10 protein-coding genes and 1 tRNA gene are annotated in these 18,136 nt (G+C 64.8%); 3 read left to right on the top strand and 8 right to left on the bottom strand.

All coding sequences use genetic code 11. From position 1 onward, the window contains the following. Positions 1-47 precede the first annotated feature (47 nt). The 4 genes from ACFV4R_RS15420 to ACFV4R_RS15405 all read right to left on the bottom strand — a co-directional run bounded on the left by ACFV4R_RS15420 (position 48) and on the right by ACFV4R_RS15405 (position 5,198). Entirely contained in the window at positions 48-1,589 is a 1,542-nt protein-coding gene (locus ACFV4R_RS15420) for an ABC transporter substrate-binding protein (protein ID WP_377203242.1), read from the bottom strand. Continuing rightward, the gene (locus ACFV4R_RS15415) at positions 1,586-3,316 is read right to left on the bottom strand and encodes a dipeptide ABC transporter ATP-binding protein (protein WP_377203241.1); all 1,731 of its coding nucleotides are present in this window, start codon (positions 3,314-3,316) and stop codon (positions 1,586-1,588) included. The genes ACFV4R_RS15420 and ACFV4R_RS15415 overlap by 4 nt, the downstream gene beginning before the upstream one ends. Continuing rightward, entirely contained in the window at positions 3,313-4,113 is an 801-nt protein-coding gene (locus ACFV4R_RS15410; protein ID WP_377203240.1) for an ABC transporter permease, read from the bottom strand. The genes ACFV4R_RS15415 and ACFV4R_RS15410 overlap by 4 nt, the downstream gene beginning before the upstream one ends. Before the next feature lie 98 nt (positions 4,114-4,211). Then, positions 4,212-5,198 carry an ABC transporter permease gene (locus tag ACFV4R_RS15405; RefSeq protein ID WP_377203239.1) on the bottom strand — a complete coding sequence of 329 codons (987 nt, stop codon included), beginning with the start codon at positions 5,196-5,198 and terminating at the stop codon, positions 4,212-4,214. A 410-nt stretch (positions 5,199-5,608) separates the two neighbouring features. On the opposite strand from ACFV4R_RS15405, the gene ACFV4R_RS15400 reads away from it, so the two are divergent. Both ACFV4R_RS15400 and ACFV4R_RS15395 read left to right on the top strand, forming a co-directional pair. Beyond that, entirely contained in the window at positions 5,609-7,903 is a 2,295-nt protein-coding gene (locus tag ACFV4R_RS15400; protein ID WP_377203238.1) for a molybdopterin-dependent oxidoreductase, read from the top strand. Positions 7,904-7,998: 95 nt separating this feature from the next. Beyond that, positions 7,999-8,823 (top strand): NADPH-dependent oxidoreductase, encoded by an 825-nt coding sequence (locus ACFV4R_RS15395; protein WP_377203237.1) that lies wholly within the window; start codon positions 7,999-8,001, stop codon positions 8,821-8,823. Between the two features lie 594 nt (positions 8,824-9,417). On the opposite strand, the gene ACFV4R_RS15390 is transcribed toward ACFV4R_RS15395, so the two are convergent. Beyond that, positions 9,418-9,499: transfer RNA gene (locus ACFV4R_RS15390), tRNA-Leu, on the bottom strand. A 204-nt stretch (positions 9,500-9,703) separates the two neighbouring features. Between ACFV4R_RS15390 and ACFV4R_RS15385 the strand changes: the two genes are divergently transcribed. Further along, positions 9,704-10,309 carry an ANTAR domain-containing response regulator gene (locus ACFV4R_RS15385; RefSeq protein WP_015936896.1) on the top strand — a complete coding sequence of 202 codons (606 nt, stop codon included), beginning with the start codon at positions 9,704-9,706 and terminating at the stop codon, positions 10,307-10,309. Between the two features lie 93 nt (positions 10,310-10,402). Here ACFV4R_RS15385 and pyk read toward each other — a convergent pair whose 3' ends face one another. The 3 genes from pyk to gltB all read right to left on the bottom strand — a co-directional run bounded on the left by pyk (position 10,403) and on the right by gltB (position 18,035). Then, a complete protein-coding gene (gene pyk, locus ACFV4R_RS15380) occupies positions 10,403-11,893 on the bottom strand; it encodes a pyruvate kinase (RefSeq protein WP_377203236.1) in 1,491 nt (496 codons plus the stop codon). Positions 11,894-11,971: 78 nt separating this feature from the next. Further along, on the bottom strand, positions 11,972-13,429 hold the full coding sequence (locus ACFV4R_RS15375) for a glutamate synthase subunit beta (RefSeq protein WP_091719669.1): 1,458 nt from the start codon (positions 13,427-13,429) through the stop codon (positions 11,972-11,974). Further along, positions 13,422-18,035, bottom strand: coding sequence for a glutamate synthase large subunit (gene gltB / locus ACFV4R_RS15370; protein WP_377203235.1), 4,614 nt, complete (start codon positions 18,033-18,035; stop codon positions 13,422-13,424). Before gltB ends, ACFV4R_RS15375 begins: the two co-directional genes overlap by 8 nt. Positions 18,036-18,136: the final 101 nt, after the last annotated feature.

Genomic DNA, 18,136 nt, shown 5'->3' with positions numbered 1-18,136 from the left:
CTTTCGTATTGCGGGGCGGTGTGCGTGGGTTGTTGCTTGCGGTGCGGTCAGGACGCGGGGCTGAATTCCTGTGGGACCAGCCAGTGCTCGGCGCGTGGCTTCCAGCTGACGTCCTTTTTGACTACGTAGGTCAGGGGCTGCGGCCAGAGGAACGCGGCATGCGCCTGGTCGCGGAACAATTCCGTGGCCTCGTTGACCAGGGCCTGCTGGTCGACCGGGGTGGCTGCCACGGTCAGTTTCTTGATGAGGTCGTCGTATTCGGGTGAGGCGTAGTGGGATTGGGAGCCGGTGGACGTGAAGATGCGGAGCCGCTCGGCCGGTGCTTTGTAGCCGCTGGTGTAGCCGATGTAGTAGAGCGCCGGTGCGTCCTTTTCTGAGTACGTCCGGGTAACCCACGCAGGGAAGGGCTGGTTGGTGATCTTCAGTGTGACGCCGACGTTTTTGAGTTGGTCTGCGATGACCTGGGCGATCGGATCCTGCGCCACGTAGGTTCCTGTGGACAGTCCGAGTTCGAGTTCCAGCCCGTCTGCGTGTCCCGCGGCGGCCAACAGTTCCTTGGCCTTGGCGGGATCAAATTCGTAAGGCTTAAGCTCGGGATTTATGGCGTCGAATGGCTCGGAGATCAGCTGGCCCTTGAGGGGTTCAATATCGGCACCAAAAATGCTCCGGATAATGGCTTTCTTATCGATGGCGTAATTCAGTGCCTGCCTGACCCTGACGTCGTCAAGGGGTTTCACGGTTTCGTTGAAGCGGAGGCTCATGTTCCAGGTGCTCCACTGGTTTCCGGTGGTGTAGTCGGTGCTGTCGCTGAACTGTTTCAGGTCGCTGGGTTCGAACTGGATGGCCGCGTCGACGGTTCCTGCCTGGATGGCCTGCACGCGGGCCGTTTCGGTGGACAGGACGACGTATTCGGCTTTGTTGAACGCCGGCTTGTCACCGAAGTAGTTGGGGTTGGCGGTGAGCTTGGCGCCGTTTTCCAGGTCCACGCTGTCCAGCACGTAGGGGCCCGTGCCCAGGGTTTCGGTTTTGGTGTTGTGGGACGCGGCGAACTTTTGCTCCGTGAACAGGAAGTTGGAAAGCCTGTCGGGGAGGTCGATGTAGCTGCCCTTGGTGTGGATGACCAGGGTGGTGGCGTCCGGTGCCTCAACTTCGTCGATCACGGGGCGCAGCGACCCGCCCTGGCCGAACTTTGCGGCTGGGTCCAGGACCCGGTCGAAGTTCCATTTGGCCACGGGGGCGTCAAACGCTTCTCCGTTGGAGAACTTGACGCCGCTGCGTAGGGTGAAGGTCCATTGCGTGGGTGAATCCTGGGCCCATTTCTCAGCCAATTCGCCATGGAGGACGAAGTCCGCGTCGTAGCGGGTCAGGCCGGAGAAGATGGCCTTCTGAACGCTGGCGTCAGAGTCCAGGGAGCCCGCGTCTCCCGGGTCGAGGCTGGTGATCTGGCGTGAGATGCCCAGGGTGATCTTGTCACTGGTGGTGCCGGCGTCGGCCGGTGTGCCGAGCGCGTTGCTGCAGCCGGCGATGGCCAGCATGGCCGCGACGGAGAGGAAGCCTGTCAGGGTCCGCAGGCGGGGGTGGATGGTCATTGGGGTCCTTTCAGGGCCTGGGTTTTAAGGGTGGTGAGGGAGCTCCTGGCGCCGGGGACAGCGTCGAGGAGTTCCTGGGTGTAGGGGTGCTGGGGGCTACGGAAGACCTCGTCAGCGGCCCCCTGTTCCACGATGCGGCCCAGCTGCATCACGGCGATGTGGGTCGAGACCGTCTTGATGACGGCGAGGTCGTGGGAGATCACCAAGTAGCTCAGTCCGAACTCAGCCCGCAGGTCGCGCAGGAGGTCCAGAATGGTGGCCTGGACGGAGAGGTCGAGTGCGGAGACGGGTTCGTCGGCGACCAGGATCCGCGGATTCAGCGCCAGGGCCCGGCCGATGACCACGCGCTGGCGCTGTCCGCCTGAGAGTTCGGAGGGGCGCCTTGAGGCGAAACTTTGGGGCAGGCGGACGGCATCCAAAAGTTCGGTGACACGCGCATGTCTCCGTGATTTTTCCTCGGCCGTGCCGCTGAGCTCTATGGGTTCGGACAGTGACTGTGCAACGGTCAGCCGCGGGTCCAACGAGGCGTACGGGTCTTGGAAGACGTACTGGATGCTGCGGCGCCATGCCGTTGCCTGGGTGCGCGTCATCGTGCGGTGCGGGACCCTGCCGAAGGTGATGTCGCCGTCGTAATCCTTGTCCAGGCCTACGAGGATCCGGGCGAGCGTGGTTTTGCCCGACCCTGACTCCCCCACAATTCCCAGGGACTGTCCCCGCAATAGCGTCAGGTTCACGCCGTCCACAGCCTTGACGGAGGAGGACAGTTTCCGTGGAAAGGTCCGGGTGTGGAATGTCCGGCGGAGGTTCCGTGCTTCCAGGACAGCTTTTGACTCTGACTCCTCACCTGCATCCGCTGTGCCGGCCGGGGTGGGCGCTGCCAGGCTGGGGACGCTGCTGAGCAGTTCCCTCGTGTAGGCATGCCGCGGTGAACCGATGACCTGGGCTGTGGGCCCGGATTCGACGATGGAGCCCTGGGACATGACCAGTACACGGTCGGCGCGGTCGGCGATGACGCCCATGTCGTGGCTGACCAGGAGGACGCCAAGACCGAAGTCCCTTTTGATGGTGTCGATGAGGTCCAGGATCTGGGCCTGTACCCGGACGTCGAGTGCGGTGGTGGGTTCATCGGCGATCAGGATTTTGGGTTTGCGGGCGATGGCGATGGCGATCACGGCGCGCTGGTTCAGGCCGCCGGAGAGTTCGTGCGGGAAAGCCGAAAAGACCCGCTGCGGGGCGGGGACGCCCACCTGCGCCAGCAGCTCGATGGCGCGCCCACGCGCCTGCCGGCGTGCCGCACCCAAGGACAGGGCACCGAATGACAAAGCTTCCACCAGTTGCTGCCCAATGGTCAGGCGCGGGTTAAGCGATTCGGACGGGTTTTGGAAGATCACGCCGAAGTGTTCACGCAGGAGCCTGCGGCGCAGTGCAGGGTCCCGGTCCGTGATGTCCTGGTTCCCGAGCCGGATGGACCCGTCAATGACCCGCAGGCCTGCGGGTTGCAGGTCTGCGATGCTCATGGCAGTGACGGTCTTTCCCGATCCGGATTCGCCCACAATCCCCACCGTCTCGCCCGCTGCGAGGGTAAAGGTGATGTCGGAGACGAGGGCCGCGATGCCGGCGAACCCGGCCACGCCGATGCCCAGCCCTTCGACCGCCAGCAGCGGTGCACCTGGTTCGCCCGCGGACGGCCTGGGTGTGGTTGCCACGGTGTCGACAATGGCGGTCATGATGGATTCCTTTCCGGGCTGGTGGAGAGACGGTCGCTGAGCCAGTCGCCGATGATTTGGACGCCGACCACGAGGGCTACGATCACGGCTCCGGGGAAGAGGGAGATCCACCATGCGGTGGCTAGCTGGGCCTGCCCGGACGCGACCATCTGCCCCCAGTCCGGGACGGGCGGCTGAATACCCAGGCCGAGGTAGCCGAGGCTGGATTCGAGGACCAGGATGGCTGAGAAGTTCAGCGTGGTGGCGACGACAATCAGCGGCAGGGACGCCGGGCCCACGTGCCGCAGGAGCAGCGCCAGCCTGCCCGCACCTGCTACTCGTGCAGCGTCCACGAACGGCCGGTCGATGGTCCCTGCCGCCTTGGCGCGGACGATGCGGAAGCTGAGGACCCAGCCGCCCAGGCTCAGGACGATAACGAGCTGCAGCGCTCCGCTTCCTGCGAAGGCAAGGATGGTCAGGGCCAACAGGATGGTCGGAATGGACAGTTGGATATCCGCAAGCCGGCCCACGATGGTTTCCCAGATCCTGCCCAGCACCACGCTGGACAGTGCTGCAGCCACCCCGGCGGCCGTGGCAATGAGGGTGGCTAAGACGGTTACCGACAGTGCCGCGCGTCCGCCGTACAGCACCCGGGCCAGTACGTCCCGGCCCAATTCATCCGTGCCGAGCAAGTGGGCGGCCGACGGCGGCGCGAACCTGTTCGGCAGGTCCTGCAGGTCGTAGCCCCCCGGAGCCAGGAGGGGTGCAGCGAGCGTACCGAGGACGATGACCCCCACGACGGCAATGGCGGCCGTCACGGGCAGCGGCGGAGAGTTTCTGCGGAGGCTCGGCCTCGCGGCGGCCGCAGTTGGAGCCCCGGTTGCCTTCCTGGGCGTTCTCAGAGTGATTCCCATGGTCAGATCCGGTCCTTTGCTCGGGGGTCGAATACCGCAACGGCGATGTCTACTGCCAGGTTCACCAGCACGAAGCCGACGGCGATGACCGTTACTGAGGCCAGAACCAGCGGGTAGTCGCGGCCGTTCAGGGCGGAGACGGCCAGCTGGCCGACGCCGGGCCAGGCAAAAAGCGTTTCGGTCACCACGGCACCGCCCAGAGCGACGCCGGCCTGAATGCCGATGGTGTTCAGCACCGGCGGCAGGGAATTCAGGACCACGTGCCGGACCGCCAACTGGTGCTGCCCGATGCCCTTCGCCCTGGCCAGGACAACGTGATCCCGGCCCAGCGTCTCCAGCAGGGTCGCCCTGAAAATCCTTGCAACGGGAGCGGCGATGGCCAAGGCAATCACGAGAGAGGGCAGGACCAGGTGCGCCAGGGAACCGCCGCCGCTGAGCGGAAACCAACGCAGGGTGATGCTAAACAGCAGGATCAACAGGATGCCGAGGAAAAAACTCGGGATCGATTCGAGGGCCGTCAGCACGGTAACCGGCAGTGTGCGCCCGTTACCCCTGGACACGGCCGACTTGTAACCGATCACCAGCCCCAACGCCGATCCCGCACCCAGCCCGGTCAAGCCCAGCGTCAGGGTGGCCGGGAAGCGGAGGGCCACCAGATCCATGGCGGGCTGGCCATACCGGATGGACTCAGGAAAATTGCCGGTGCCAGCCTGGACCAGGAAGCTCAGGTACTGCTCGGGAAGCGGCCTGTCAAAGCCCATCAGCGCCGTCAGCCGTGCCAGTTCTTCAGGCGGCGCGTCCGGCGGCAGCAGCAGAACAGCGGGGTTGCCGGTGAGGTGCAGACTGAAAAACACCACGCTGAGGACGGCTATCACCGCCACAGCGGCGCTGCCCAGCCGCCGCAACAGGAAAGCGACACTGACCGGGGCACGGAACCTGGTCCGCACTGACACCGGCGGGTTCGCCGAAGCGGGTACTGAAATGGCCATGGCATGGTCTTTCCGGACGGGAATCGAAGGCGGAAGGCACCCCCCCATAACGGCGGATACCGGACGGGCCGGCGCTCCGGTCAAAGCGGGATTTGCTGGGGTGTTGCCACAAATAGACCACACCAAATGCGCCCATGCATTCCCGCTATTCACGTGCAGACGCCAAGTGTCACGGCCGGAAATTCCTCGTCACGCTGCGTCATTGGACTCTTCGAATAATGTCGATTTATCTCATCGCATATCCGAATGTGATCTTTCGTGATGCGTGTACTGAAACAAATAGTTCCGTTGTCCTGGCATCCGGATAGTGTCTGCTCACAGAACTTGTTCTCGCATGACCCAACACCCGGATATATGAGGAGTGCATTCGTGCCCGCTGCCATCCGCGGCCGACGATTGGCGGCTGCACTATGAGAACGCAACTCACCTCTTCCCACTGGGGCACCTACTGGGTGGACACCTCTGCGGACGGTCAACGCATCACCGCGGCCAGGCCTCGCGATGATGACCCAGCCGCGCCGGCCATCGGAAACGTCGCCACCAGCCAGCACCACCGGTCCCGGATTACGGCCCCCGCGGTCCGCCGCAGCTGGCTGGACAATGGACCTGGACCGTCGGACCGGCGCGGCCGCCATGGCGAGGAATTCCTGCAGGTCGGCTGGGACGCCACGCTGGACCTGCTCGCGGCCGAACTGGACCGTGTCCGGAAGGAATACGGGAACCAGGCCATCTACGGCGGATCCTACGGCTGGGGCTCAGCCGGCCGGTTCCACCATCCACAAAGCCAGGTCCACCGGTTCCTCAACTCGATCGGCGGTTATACGCGCTCGGTCAATTCCTACAGCCGGGGCACCTCCCTGGTCAGCATCCCCTACCTGCTGGGCTCAGCCGGCGACATTGAGCTTCGAAACCGGCCCGCGTCCTGGGACAGCGTCCGCCGCAACACCGACATCCTGCTGACCTTCGGCGGGTTGCGCCCCTCCAACGCCTGGGTGACAGGGGGCGGACGGGACCGGCACACCTACGCCGGGGAGATGGCACACGCGGCTCGGACCACCCGCATCATCTCAGTATCACCACTTCGGGATGACACGCAGGAGGACCTTGGAATCGCATGGCAGCCCATCCGGCCATCCACCGATGTCGCGCTGATCCTGTCGCTGCTGCATGTGTTGGTCAGTGAGGACCTCGCGGACTGGGATTTCCTGGCCACGTACACGCTAGGCCACCGCGAGGTGGTTTCCTACGTACTTGGCGAGGACGACGGCGTCCCCAAAGACCCGCGCTGGGGCGCCACGATCACGGGCATCAAAGCCGAGGACATCGTGGAGCTGGCGCGGACACTCGCCGGCGGGCGCACCCTCGTCAACGTGGGATGGTCGCTACAGCGAAGCCGGTTCGGCGAACAGCCCGTGGCCGCCGGCATCACTCTGGCTGCCTTCCTGGGACAGATCGGCCTACCAGGCGGTGGGTTCGGTCACGGCTACGGTTCAATGGGCGATTACGCCGGAGGCACCGCCCCCGACAAACTGCCCACCCTTCCGCAAGGCATTAACCCAGTGTCCGATTTCATCCCCTGCGCCCGGATCTCCGACCTTCTGCTGTCCCCCGGGAAAACCTTCCCGTACAACGGACAGTTCCTTCAATACCCTGACATCAGGCTGGCTTACTGGGCAGGCGGAAACCCCTTCCACCACCACCAGGACCTCCTGAAACTCCAACGGGCCTTCGGAAACCTGGACACCCTGGTAGTCCACGAAACGCATTGGACGCCAACAGCCAAGCACGCCGATATCGTGATTCCGGCCAGCACCACCCTGGAGCGCGAGGACATAGCCGCAGGGCCAGGTGACACCAGCCTGCGCCCCATGCACCGGATCGTCCCGCCCCCACCAGGTGTGCGGGACGAGTACGACACGTTCGCCGCCCTTTCCACCCGGCTGGGCACCGCGGACTCGTTCACGGAAGGCCGCAGCTCCGGCGGCTGGATCGAGCACCTCTACAGCAGGTGGAAATCAGCCAGCGACCCGGCCTTCGAGGATTTCTGGCAAGGCGATGGCCTTCCGCTTCCGGCGCCGGTGTTCGCCGAGGCAGCCTTCCAGGCCTTCCGCAACGACCCGATCGCCAACCCCCTCGATACTCCCAGCGGAAAGATCGAACTGTTCAGCCAACAGCTGGCCGGATATGGCCTGGCGGACTGCCCGCCAAGGGTCACATGGCTGGACAGCAACACCGAACCTGGCGCCAAGCCCGGGGTTTCCGAGCTGCACCTGATGTGCAACCAGCCCGCCACTCGGCTCCACTCCCAGCACGACATGGGAGACGCCAGCCAGGCAACGAAAATCCGCGACCGGGAACCTATCCTCATCCACCCAGACGACGCATCGGAACGCGGCATCTCGGACGGAGACATCGTCCGCGTATCATCTGCCCGCGGCAGCATCCTGGCCGGTGCCCGCCTATCCACGGACCCGGTCCCGGGCGTGGTCCAGATGCACACCGGCGCGTGGTTTGATAACTCAGCTCCGGACGTCGCAGACTGCATCGCCGGCAACGTCAACGTCCTCACGGGCGACTGGGCCAGCTCCTCGCTCTCCCAAGGCAGTGTCGGCGCAAACTGCCGGGTCATCATTGAACGCTACGACGGTCCCGTCCCGGCGGTGCACGCCTACGAACAACCCCACCTGACGCAACCGGCCCATTAGGACTCCCGGCGAACGAACAAGAGAGTTCAGCGCCGGAAACGCCCGGCCGATCCAACAGAACGGCCAAAGCCCCACAACCCCGCCATGGAGTGCACATGACAATCACACCAACCGCCGAGGGCCTCATCGCTGCCCGATACGGAGAAACTGACACTGTTGGGTATTCGGCGCCCTTCAATAAAACCTTGGCTGTTCTCTACGGCCACCGGTCCATCCGCAGTTTCACCGGCGCCAACATCGACGAACCAACTATTGCTGCACTGATCGCCGCGGGGCAGTCCGCTGCAACGTCCTCGAACTTCCAGTCCTGGAGCGTCATCGAAATACGGGACCCCTCCCACAAGGACAGGATCGCCAGCCTCTCTGGTGATCAGGACTTCATACGCCAAGCGCCGGTCTTCCTCGTTTTCGTCGCCGACTGGGCCCGCAACCGACTCATCGCTGAGCGGCACGGAAGTCCGACCGAAGGGATCAACTACATCGACACGACGTTCGTCGGATTCGTCGATGCGGCACTTGCTGCGCAAAACACCGTGATCGCAGCCGAGTCGCTCGGACTCGGAACTGTCTACGTAGGCGCCGTCCGCAACCATGCGGAGAAACTCTCCAAAGCACTTGAACTACCGCCCTCGGCATTCCCGGTCGTCGGACTGGCTCTGGGATACCCCGACGCGTCAGCAACGGGCGGAATCAAACCAAGACTTCCCCAGGACATCGTTCGGCACCGTGAACGCTACACGCAACCCACCGATGAAGCCGTCGCCAGATACGACCAAAGAATAGCCGCCTACTACGCATCGCAAGACCAACCACGGGGATGGGTAGAGTCGGTGCTACGACGCGTTCGTGACCGTGCCAGCCTGCACGGCCGCGACCGCATCCGTGATGCGCTAAGGCGCCGCGGGTTCCCCTCCCTATGACCGACGGCCGCTCCTGATCAAAGTGCATATTCGACTTCGACTAATCGTGCTTTAACGCGCGAGATTGTCCGGCTGGGGCACACCCCAACCTGACGTCAGAGAACTTCGGAATACGCCGTCGGGTTAGGGCCCGAAACTCACTTCCCCCGCATGCCCAGAGAGCAGCCTCAGATACAAACCTGACACCAGGCCCAATGATCACGTCCTCGAAAAAGCAGATGTAAGTGTGGACAATGTCCACACCCTCTTTCGCAGGACAAACGGCGGCACCGAGCACTCGCGCACAGGCCCTGACACAGCTTCTGGGATCCCCTGCACGCAATCACGGCGAGTCATGTTGTTCCCGCTCCCCCGGCACATGAAGAGGTGTGGCCACCAACGGCCCACCCAACAAACCCGGAACGAGGAAACACAAGAACCCAGTCACAGCAGGCGGAGTGCCCACCAGCCAGGGCATCGACCCCGCCACCCCACACACCTGCATAGGCTTCGCGGCAGCCAGGCCCAAGCCCGCACCCACAGCGTCAGAAGCGCCCCAGCGCAAGCTTTGTCCACACGTTAAAGCAAAAAACCCTCTGACGAGGGAATATGCTGTGCCCGAGGTGGGACTCGAACCCACACACCTTTCGATACCGCATTTTGAGTGCGGCGCGTCTGCCAATTCCGCCACTCGGGCGCGGAATACGTGAAGTCCAACGGGTACGCCCACAGCTGATTGTGAGCAACGCGATCGCTTCACGTACGCGGAATTACTCTACATGCAGATAGGCTGAAGTCCAGAATCGCGCCGCCGTTGCCGCACCTGACCATGCAGTCCAAGTAACAACCGCGGTGGCACCTAAGATAGTGATGTCCCGCCGTACCCCTCCAAGGAGATCCCGTGACTGAACAGACGGAGTCCAAATCCACATCCCAGCCCGCGCGCCGCGTCATTGTGGCTGAGGATGAAACCCTCATCCGCCTCGACATCATCGAGATCCTGCGCGGCGAAGGCTACGACGTTATCGGTGAGGCGGACAACGGCGAAAAGGCCGTACAGCTGGCCGAGGAACTCAAGCCGGACCTGGTCCTGATGGACGTCAAGATGCCCGTCATGGACGGAATCTCAGCTGCGGAGAAGATCGTCAAGGCACGCATCGCCCCGGTGGTACTGCTGACCGCCTTCAGCCAGAAGGAACTGGTTGAGCGTGCCCGCGACGCCGGCGCCATGGCCTACGTCGTCAAGCCCTTCACGCCCGCGGACCTCATCCCCGCCCTCGAGATCGCTCTCTCCCGCCACGAGGAAATCAAGGCCCTCGAAAGCGAGGTGTCCGACCTCCAGGAGCAGTTCGCCACCCGCAAGCTCGTGGAACGCGCCAAGAGCCTGCTCACCACCAAGATGGGCCTCACCGAGCCCGAGGCCTTCCGCTGGATCCAGAAGACCTCCATGGACCGCCGCCTCAGCATGCGCGAGGTCGCCGAGACCATCATCAACCAGGTCAACTAGCCGGACCAGGCCCGGAGCGATATCTACGACGGGCCGCACCAAAGCGAAAAGGACCCCTGCCAGCCGGCAGGGGTCCTTTTCCGTTCAGAAGTACTAGGCCTTCTTCTTCTTTTCCGGCCAGGGGCCGAGCTTTTCCTTGTTGCTGATGAGTTCGCCCGCGCGGGTGGAGTCGGCGAGGTCGCCCACCTTGTGCACCTTCAGCGAGTTCGTCGAACCCGCTTTTCCGGGAGGGGAACCGGCGGCGATGACCACCAGGTCACCGTCCTCAACGAGTCCCATGTCGGAGAGGCTGCGGTCCACCTGCGCGGTCATGGCGTCGGTGTGGTCCACCATCTGCACCAGCACCGGCTGGATACCCCAGGTCAGGGCCATCTGGTTCCAGACCTGCTCCACCGGGGTGAACGCGAAGACCGGCTTGATGGGACGCAGGCGGGACAGGCGACGGGCCGAGTCACCGGACTGCGTGAACGCACAGATGTACTTGGCGTCCAGCTGATCGGCGATTTCGACGGCGGCACGGGTGATGGCGCCGCCACGGGTCTTGGGCTTGGTCCCCAGCGGGGGAACGCGCTCCAAACCGTGGACCTCGGTGGATTCGATGATCCGGGCCATGGTCTTGACGGTTTCGATCGGGTACTTGCCCACACTGGTCTCACCGGAGAGCATGACGGCGTCGGCACCATCGAGTACGGCGTTGGCGCAGTCGGAGGCCTCGGCGCGGGTGGGGCGCGGGTTGTCGATCATGGATTCGAGCACCTGGGTGGCCACGATGACCGGCTTTGCCCAGCGGCGGGCCAACTCAACGGCGCGCTTCTGCACGATGGGAACTTCCTCGAGCGGCAGTTCCACGCCAAGGTCGCCACGGGCCACCATGATGGCATCGAACGCGTCGATGATCTCGGAAAGCTGGTCTACGGCCTGCGGCTTCTCGATCTTGGCGATCACCGGTACGCGGCGGCCTTCTTCGTCCATGATCTCGTGCACACGGACAATGTCCTGCGCGTCGCGGACGAACGACAGGGCGATCAGGTCGGCACCGCGGCGCATAGCCCAGCGGAGGTCCTCCTCGTCCTTTTCGCTCAGTGCAGGAACGTTGACGGCAACGCCGGGCAGATTGATGCCCTTGTTGTTGGACACCATGCCGCCCACAGTTACCTCGGCCACGACCTTAACGTCGTCCACCTCAATGGCGCGCAGCGCCACCTTGCCGTCGTCGATCAGGAGGGCATCGCCCACCTTGACGTCTTCGGTCAGGGTCTTCAGAGTCGTGGAGCAGATCTCCTGCGTACCGGGAACGTCCTCGGTGGTGATCGTGAAAATGTCACCCACGGCCAGGGCGTGCGGGCCATCGACAAAGCGGCCCAGGCGGATCTTGGGACCCTGCAGGTCGGCCATGATGGCAACCGGCTTACCCAGGTCCGAAGCGGCCTTGCGGACGTTCTCGTAGGTGTTGTCGTGCACGGTGTAGTCGCCGTGGCTCATGTTCATGCGGGCAACGTCAACGCCGGCTTCCAGCACCGCCAGGGTGTTCTCGTAACTGGCGATGGCCGGACCGAATGTCGCCACAATTTTTGCGCGTCTCATATACCTACCCTATTGGTCACTTGCATTGGTTAAGTTGTCGAGGAGGTGAACCCTCCATGCACCGCTGGAGGACGGCGGCTAGAGGACAGCGATGGCGCGGTCCGTCGGCGCGACCGGCGCCGGCAGGATAGTGCTGCCCATCAGGTACTTGTCCACGGCCGCAGCGGCGGCGCGGCCTTCCGCGATCGCCCAGACGATCAGGGACTGGCCACGTCCGGCGTCGCCGGCAACGAAGACGCCCTCGGTGTTCGTCATGTAGTAGCCGTCGCGGGACACGTTGCCGCGGCCGTCGAATTCGGCCTTCACTTGTTCGGTGATGTTCGCGGGCTCTGCGCCGGTGAAGCCCAGCGACAGGAACACCAGGTCCGCGGGGATAACCCGCTCGGTGCCGGCCTTGGGCAGACGCTTGCCGTCAACAAACTCGGTTTCGGCAACCTTGACGCCGGTCAGCTTGCCGTTTTCGCCAACGAACCCGATGGTGGAGGCAAGGTAGGTACGCTCGCCGCCTTCTTCGTGGGCGCTGGCAACTTCGAACAGGGTGGGGAACGTGGGCCACGGCTGGTGGCCGGCACGCTCGGCCGGCGGTTGCTTGCCGATGGCCAGCGTGGTCACTGATGCGGCGCCGTGGCGGTGCGCAGTGCCGAGGCAGTCCGCACCGGTGTCGCCGCCGCCGAGGATCACCACATGCTTGCCCTGTGCGTGGATCTGGTTCTCGATGGACTCCCCTGCCACTGCGCGGTTGGCCGGAACCAGGTAATCCATGGCGAAGTGCACGCCGTCGAGGTCGCGGCCCGGGATGGGCAGGTCGCGCGGCACGGTGGCACCGGTGGCGATGACCACCGCGTCGTACCGGCGGCGCAGCTGTTCCCAGGTGACGTCGGTACCAACAGCAACACCTGTGCGGAAGCGGGTGCCCTCGGCCTTCATCTGCTCGAGCCTGCGGTCCACCTGCTCTTTTTCCATCTTGAAGTCGGGGATGCCGTACCGCAGCAGGCCGCCGATCTTGTCGTCCCGTTCGTAGACGGCAACGGTGTGGCCCACGCGGGTGAGCTGCTGGGCAGCGGCCAGCCCGGCAGGGCCGGACCCGACGACTGCCACGGTCTTGCCGGTGAGCCGGTGCGGCGGCAGCGGGTTGACCCAGCCGTTGTCGAAAGCCTCATCAATGATGGAGACCTCAACCTGCTTGATGGTCACTGCGGGCTGGTTGATGCCCAGCACGCAGGACGCTTCGCAGGGGGCAGGGCAAAGCCGGCCGGTCCATTCCGGGAAGTTGTTCGTGGCGTGCAGGCGCTCGATGGCCTCCTCGCCCTTGTCCCGCCACGTGAGGTCGTTCCATTCGGGAATGAGGTTGCCCAGGGGGCAGCCCTGGTGGCAGAACGGAACACCGCAGTCCATGCAGCGGCCCGCCTGGGCCTTCAGCGTGCCCTTCTCCTGGGCCTCGTAGACCTCTTTCCAGTCCATGATGCGGACGGGAACAGGACGGCGCGGCTGGGTTTCACGCTGGCGTACTTTCAGAAATCCGCGTGGGTCAGCCACCGGTCACCTCCAGGATTCGAGACCAAACTTCTTCGCCGTCGGGGTCAAGGCCCTCTTCGATGGCGTCAAGACGGGTTTGCAGCACGGCCGCGTAGTCGCGCGGCAGCACCTTGGTAATGCGGGCAACGGTGTCATCGAAGTTCTCCAGCAGGCGCGCGGCCAGCTGAGAGTCGGTCTCCTCGATGTGCTTCACCAACAGCCCGTGGACGATATCGCGGTCCTCGGCGTCCAGTTCGCGCAGCTGCAACTCGCCGGATTCGAGGGCCTGCTTGTTGACCCGGGTGGTCCGCAGGTCAAGGACGTACGCGGTTCCGCCGGACATGCCGGCACCGAAGTTGCGTCCCGTGCGGCCCAGGATCAGCGTCTGGCCGCCGGTCATGTACTCGCAGCCGTGGTCGCCAATGCCTTCGACGACGGCGGTGGCCCCGGAGTTGCGCACCAGGAAGCGTTCGCCCACCTGGCCGCGCAGGAACATCTCACCGCTGGTGGCGCCGTACCCGATGACGTTGCCGGCGATGACGTTGGTCTCCGCCTTGAACACGTTGGTGCGGTCCGGGCGGACGATGATCCGGCCGCCGGAAAGGCCCTTGCCCACGTAGTCGTTGGAATCACCGTAGAGCCGCAGCGTGATACCTGCCGGCAGGAAGGCGCCCAGCGACTGGCCGGCGGTGCCGTTCAGGGTGATGTCGATCGTGTCCGTGGCCAGCACATCGGTGCCGAACGCCTTGGTGACGGTGTGGCCCAGCATCGTGCCCACCGACCGGTCGGTGTTGATGACGTCCACGGTGATCTTCACCGGGCTGCGGTCAGTGAGCGCTTCGGTGGCCATGGTGATCAGGCGCTGGTCGAAGTGCTTGTCCAGCTCGTGGTTCTGGCCGGTCATGTTGCGCAGCGGTGCGTCGTCGTCGAACTCGAGGCCGTGCAGGATCGGATCCAGGTCCAGCCCGTCGGCCTTCCAGTGGTCAACAGCTTCGCGGGTGTCCAGGACCTCGGCGTGGCCGATGGCCTCTTCGAGGCTGCGGAAACCAAGCTCGGCCAGGATCTCGCGGACTTCCTCGGCCAGGAACTCGAAGAAGTTGACCACGAACTCAGGCTTGCCGCTGAAGCGGGCCCGCAGTTCGGGGTTCTGGGTGGCGACGCCCACCGGGCAGGTGTCCAGGTGGCAGACGCGCATCATGATGCAGCCTTCCACCACCAGCGGAGCGGTGGCGAAACCGAACTCCTCGCCGCCCAGCAGCGCAGCGATGACAACGTCGCGGCCGGTCTTGAGCTGGCCGTCCACCTGGACAACAACGCGGTCGCGCAGCCCGTTGAGCATCAGGGTCTGCTGGGTTTCGGCAAGGCCGAGCTCCCAGGGAACACCTGCGTGCTTCAGCGAGTTCAGCGGCGAGGCGCCGGTGCCGCCGTCGTGTCCGGAGACGAGTACGACGTCGGCCTTCGCCTTGGTCACGCCGGACGCCACGGTGCCGATCCCGACTTCCGAGACGAGCTTCACGTGCACACGGGCCGAGGGATTTGCACGCTTGGCATCGTAGATGAGCTGCGCCAGGTCCTCGATCGAGTAGATGTCGTGGTGCGGGGGCGGCGAGATGAGTCCCACGCCGGGGGTTGAGTGGCGGGTCCGGGCCACCCAGGGGTAGACCTTCTGCGCCATCAGCTGGCCGCCTTCGCCGGGCTTGGCACCCTGGGCCATCTTGATCTGGATATCGTCGGCGTTGGTCAGGTAGAGGCTGGTCACGCCGAACCGTCCGGAGGCGATCTGCTTGACCGCGGAGCGGCGCTCCGGATCCAACAGACGGTCCACGTCCTCGCCGCCTTCACCGGTGTTGGACTTGCCGCCCAGCCGGTTCATGGCGATGGCCAGGGTTTCGTGCGCTTCCTTGGAGATGGAGCCGTAGCTCATGGCTCCGGTGGAGAACCGCTTGACGATGCTGGAGACGGGCTCCACTTCCTCGAGCGGAACGGCGGGGCGCCCGTCCTTGAACTTGAGCAGGCCGCGCAGGGTCATCAGGTTGGTGGACTGGTCGTCCACGCCTTTGGTGTAGGCCTTGAAGATGTCGTAGCGGCGTTCGCGGGTGGCGTGCTGCAGCCGGAAGACCGTCTCCGGGTTGAACAGGTGCGGTTCGCCGTCGCGGCGCCACTGGTATTCGCCACCACCCAGCAGCGGGCGGTGCGGCTGCTCGATGCCGCCCTCGGGGTAGGCCATCTGGTGCCGCGCGGAAACCTCGGCTGCGATGACGTCGAGGCCGACGCCGCCGAGCTGGGAGTGGGTGCCGGCGAAGAATTCGTCCACCAGGTCCTGGCCCAGGCCGAGGGCCTCGAACGTCTGCGCACCCGTGTAGGAGGCCACGGTGGAGATGCCCATCTTGGACATGATCTTGAGGACGCCCTTGCCGAGGCCCTTGATCAGGTTGTAGACGCCGTCCTGCGGGGTCACGCCGGTGACGTCGCCTGCCGCAATGAGCTGCTCCACGGATTCCATGGCCAGGTACGGGTTCACAGCGGACGCGCCGTAGCCGATCAGGACTGCAACGTGGTGCGTCTCGCGGACGTCGCCGGCCTCGACCACCAGTGCGGTCTTGGTGCGGTTGGCGCTGCGCAGCAGGTGGTGGTGCACGGCGCTGACCAGCAGCAGCGACGGGATAGGCGCCCACTGGGCGTTGGAGTCACGGTCGGACAGCACGATGTACTGCACGCCGCGGTTGATCGCACCGGAAACCTGCTCGCAGATTTCGGTGAGGCGGGCGCGGAGCGCGTTCTCGCCGCCTTCAGGGCGGTAGAGGCCGCGGACCTTCATGGACAAGCGGTCGCCTTCGGGGCTTTCGATGTTGGCGATCTTGGCGAGCTGGTCGTTGTTGATCACCGGGAACGGCAGCTGGACCTGGGGCTGGCGGACCTGCTTGGTGTCCAGCAGGTTGCCGTTGGGGCCGATCGCACAGGTCAGCGAGGTGACCAGTTCTTCGCGGATGGCGTCCAGCGGCGGGTTGGTGACCTGCGCGAACGACTGGACGAAGTAGTCGAACAGCAGGCGCGGGCGCTTGGACAGCACGGCCACCGGGGTGTCGGAACCCATGGCGCCGAGCGGCTCGGCACCGGTGCGGGCCATCGGGCCCAGCAGGATCTTCAGTTCCTCGGTGGTGTAGCCGAAGGTCCGCTGGCGGATGTTCACGGACGCGGCCGTGTGCACCACGTGCTCGCGCTCGGGCAGTTCGTTGAGGTCGATCAGGTTGTCCTTGACCCACTCGGCCCACGGGTTGGCGGCGGCCACCTCGGCCTTGACCTCTTCGTCATCGATGATGCGGCCGGCGTCGGTGTCCACCAGGAACATCTTGCCCGGGGACACACGGCCCTTCTTGACCACGCGGGAAGGCTCGACGTCGATGACGCCCACCTCGGACGCGAAGACGATCAGGCCGTCTTCGGTGATCCAGAAACGCCCTGGGCGCAGGCCATTGCGGTCCAGCGTGGCACCCACAAGGTTGCCGTCCGTGAACGACACTGCAGCGGGGCCGTCCCATGGCTCCATCAGCAGCGAGTGGTACTCGTAGAACGCGCGGCGGGCCGGATCCATGGTGGCGTGGTTTTCCCAGGCCTCAGGGATCATCATCATGATCGAGTGCGTGATGGGGCGGCCGGAAAGCCACAGCAGCTCGGCCACCTCGTCGAAGGACGCGGAATCAGAGGCGCCGGGGGTGCAGATGGGGTACAGCTCTTCCGGCGAGTCACCGAGCAGCGGGTTGGCCAGCTGCGACTGCCGGGCGCGCATCCAGTTGCGGTTGCCCTTGACGGTGTTGATCTCGCCGTTGTGGGCAATGGTGCGGAACGGCTGCGCGAGCGGCCAGGACGGGAACGTGTTCGTGGAGAACCGCGAGTGGACGATCGCCAGCTTGGTCTTGAAGCGCTTGTCCGAGAGGTCCGGGTAGAACGGCTCCAGCTGGGCGGTGGTGAGCATGCCCTTGTAGACGATGGTCCGGGAGGACAGCGACGGGAAGTAGACGCCGAACTTGTTCTGGGCACGCTTGCGGATCCGCCAGGCTCGGGAATCGAGCTCGTTGCGCTCAAGGGTCTCGCCGGTGGCGGACGCAAAGAACGGCTGGGAGAAGTACGGCATGCAGGCGCGGGCCATGGCTCCGACGAGGTCGGCGACCACCGGCACTTCGCGCCAGCCGAGGACGGTGAGGCCCTCGTCAGCGGCCAGGCCCTCGATACCGGCCTTGGCGGCGTCGGCCTCGCGCTGTTCAGCCGGAAGGAAAGCGGTACCGGCGACGTACTGGCCGGGTGCCGGCAGTTCGAATTCGGTGACGGCCCGGAAGAACTCGTCCGGGATCTGCATCAGCAGGCCCGCGCCGTCACCGGTGCCCTCGTCGGCGCCGACAGCGCCGCGGTGCTCGAGGTTGCGCAGCGCCGTGAGCGCGGCATCGACGATGTCATACCCGGGTTCGCCGCGGAGGGTGGCGATAATCGCAAGACCGCAGGCATCCTTCTCCTGCTCCGGGTTGTACAGCCCGGCGGCCTCCGGCAGGGCCGCGAAGCGCTTAAACGGCGACATGGCGGCCTCGGGCTGATCCGGTTCGGACCAGCTGGGAGTGTGAAGAGTTTGGGTCATGGGAGACGTCCTTCCTCCTGATCGTGCGTATGGAAGGGACACCGTTGGCCCCACTCGTCGGCGCCACTGTGATGGGCACAACAAAGTGTTATTTACTGGAA

The organism is Pseudarthrobacter sp. NPDC059871 (assembly GCF_042731175.1).
Classification (GTDB): domain Bacteria; phylum Actinomycetota; class Actinomycetes; order Actinomycetales; family Micrococcaceae; genus Arthrobacter.
This window is presented reverse-complemented; position numbering and strand designations above follow the sequence as displayed.

Coding starts and splice junctions, on each gene's coding strand:
- ACFV4R_RS15415 (WP_377203241.1), bottom strand. CDS start 3,316: ATGACCGCCATTGTCGACACCGTGGCAACCACACCCAGGCCGTCCGCG.
- ACFV4R_RS15405 (WP_377203239.1), bottom strand. CDS start 5,198: ATGGCCATTTCAGTACCCGCTTCGGCGAACCCGCCGGTGTCAGTGCGG.
- ACFV4R_RS15420 (WP_377203242.1), bottom strand. CDS start 1,589: ATGACCATCCACCCCCGCCTGCGGACCCTGACAGGCTTCCTCTCCGTC.
- ACFV4R_RS15395 (WP_377203237.1), top strand. CDS start 7,999: ATGACAATCACACCAACCGCCGAGGGCCTCATCGCTGCCCGATACGGA.
- pyk (WP_377203236.1), bottom strand. CDS start 11,893: ATGAGACGCGCAAAAATTGTGGCGACATTCGGTCCGGCCATCGCCAGT.
- ACFV4R_RS15400 (WP_377203238.1), top strand. CDS start 5,609: ATGAGAACGCAACTCACCTCTTCCCACTGGGGCACCTACTGGGTGGAC.
- gltB (WP_377203235.1), bottom strand. CDS start 18,035: ATGACCCAAACTCTTCACACTCCCAGCTGGTCCGAACCGGATCAGCCC.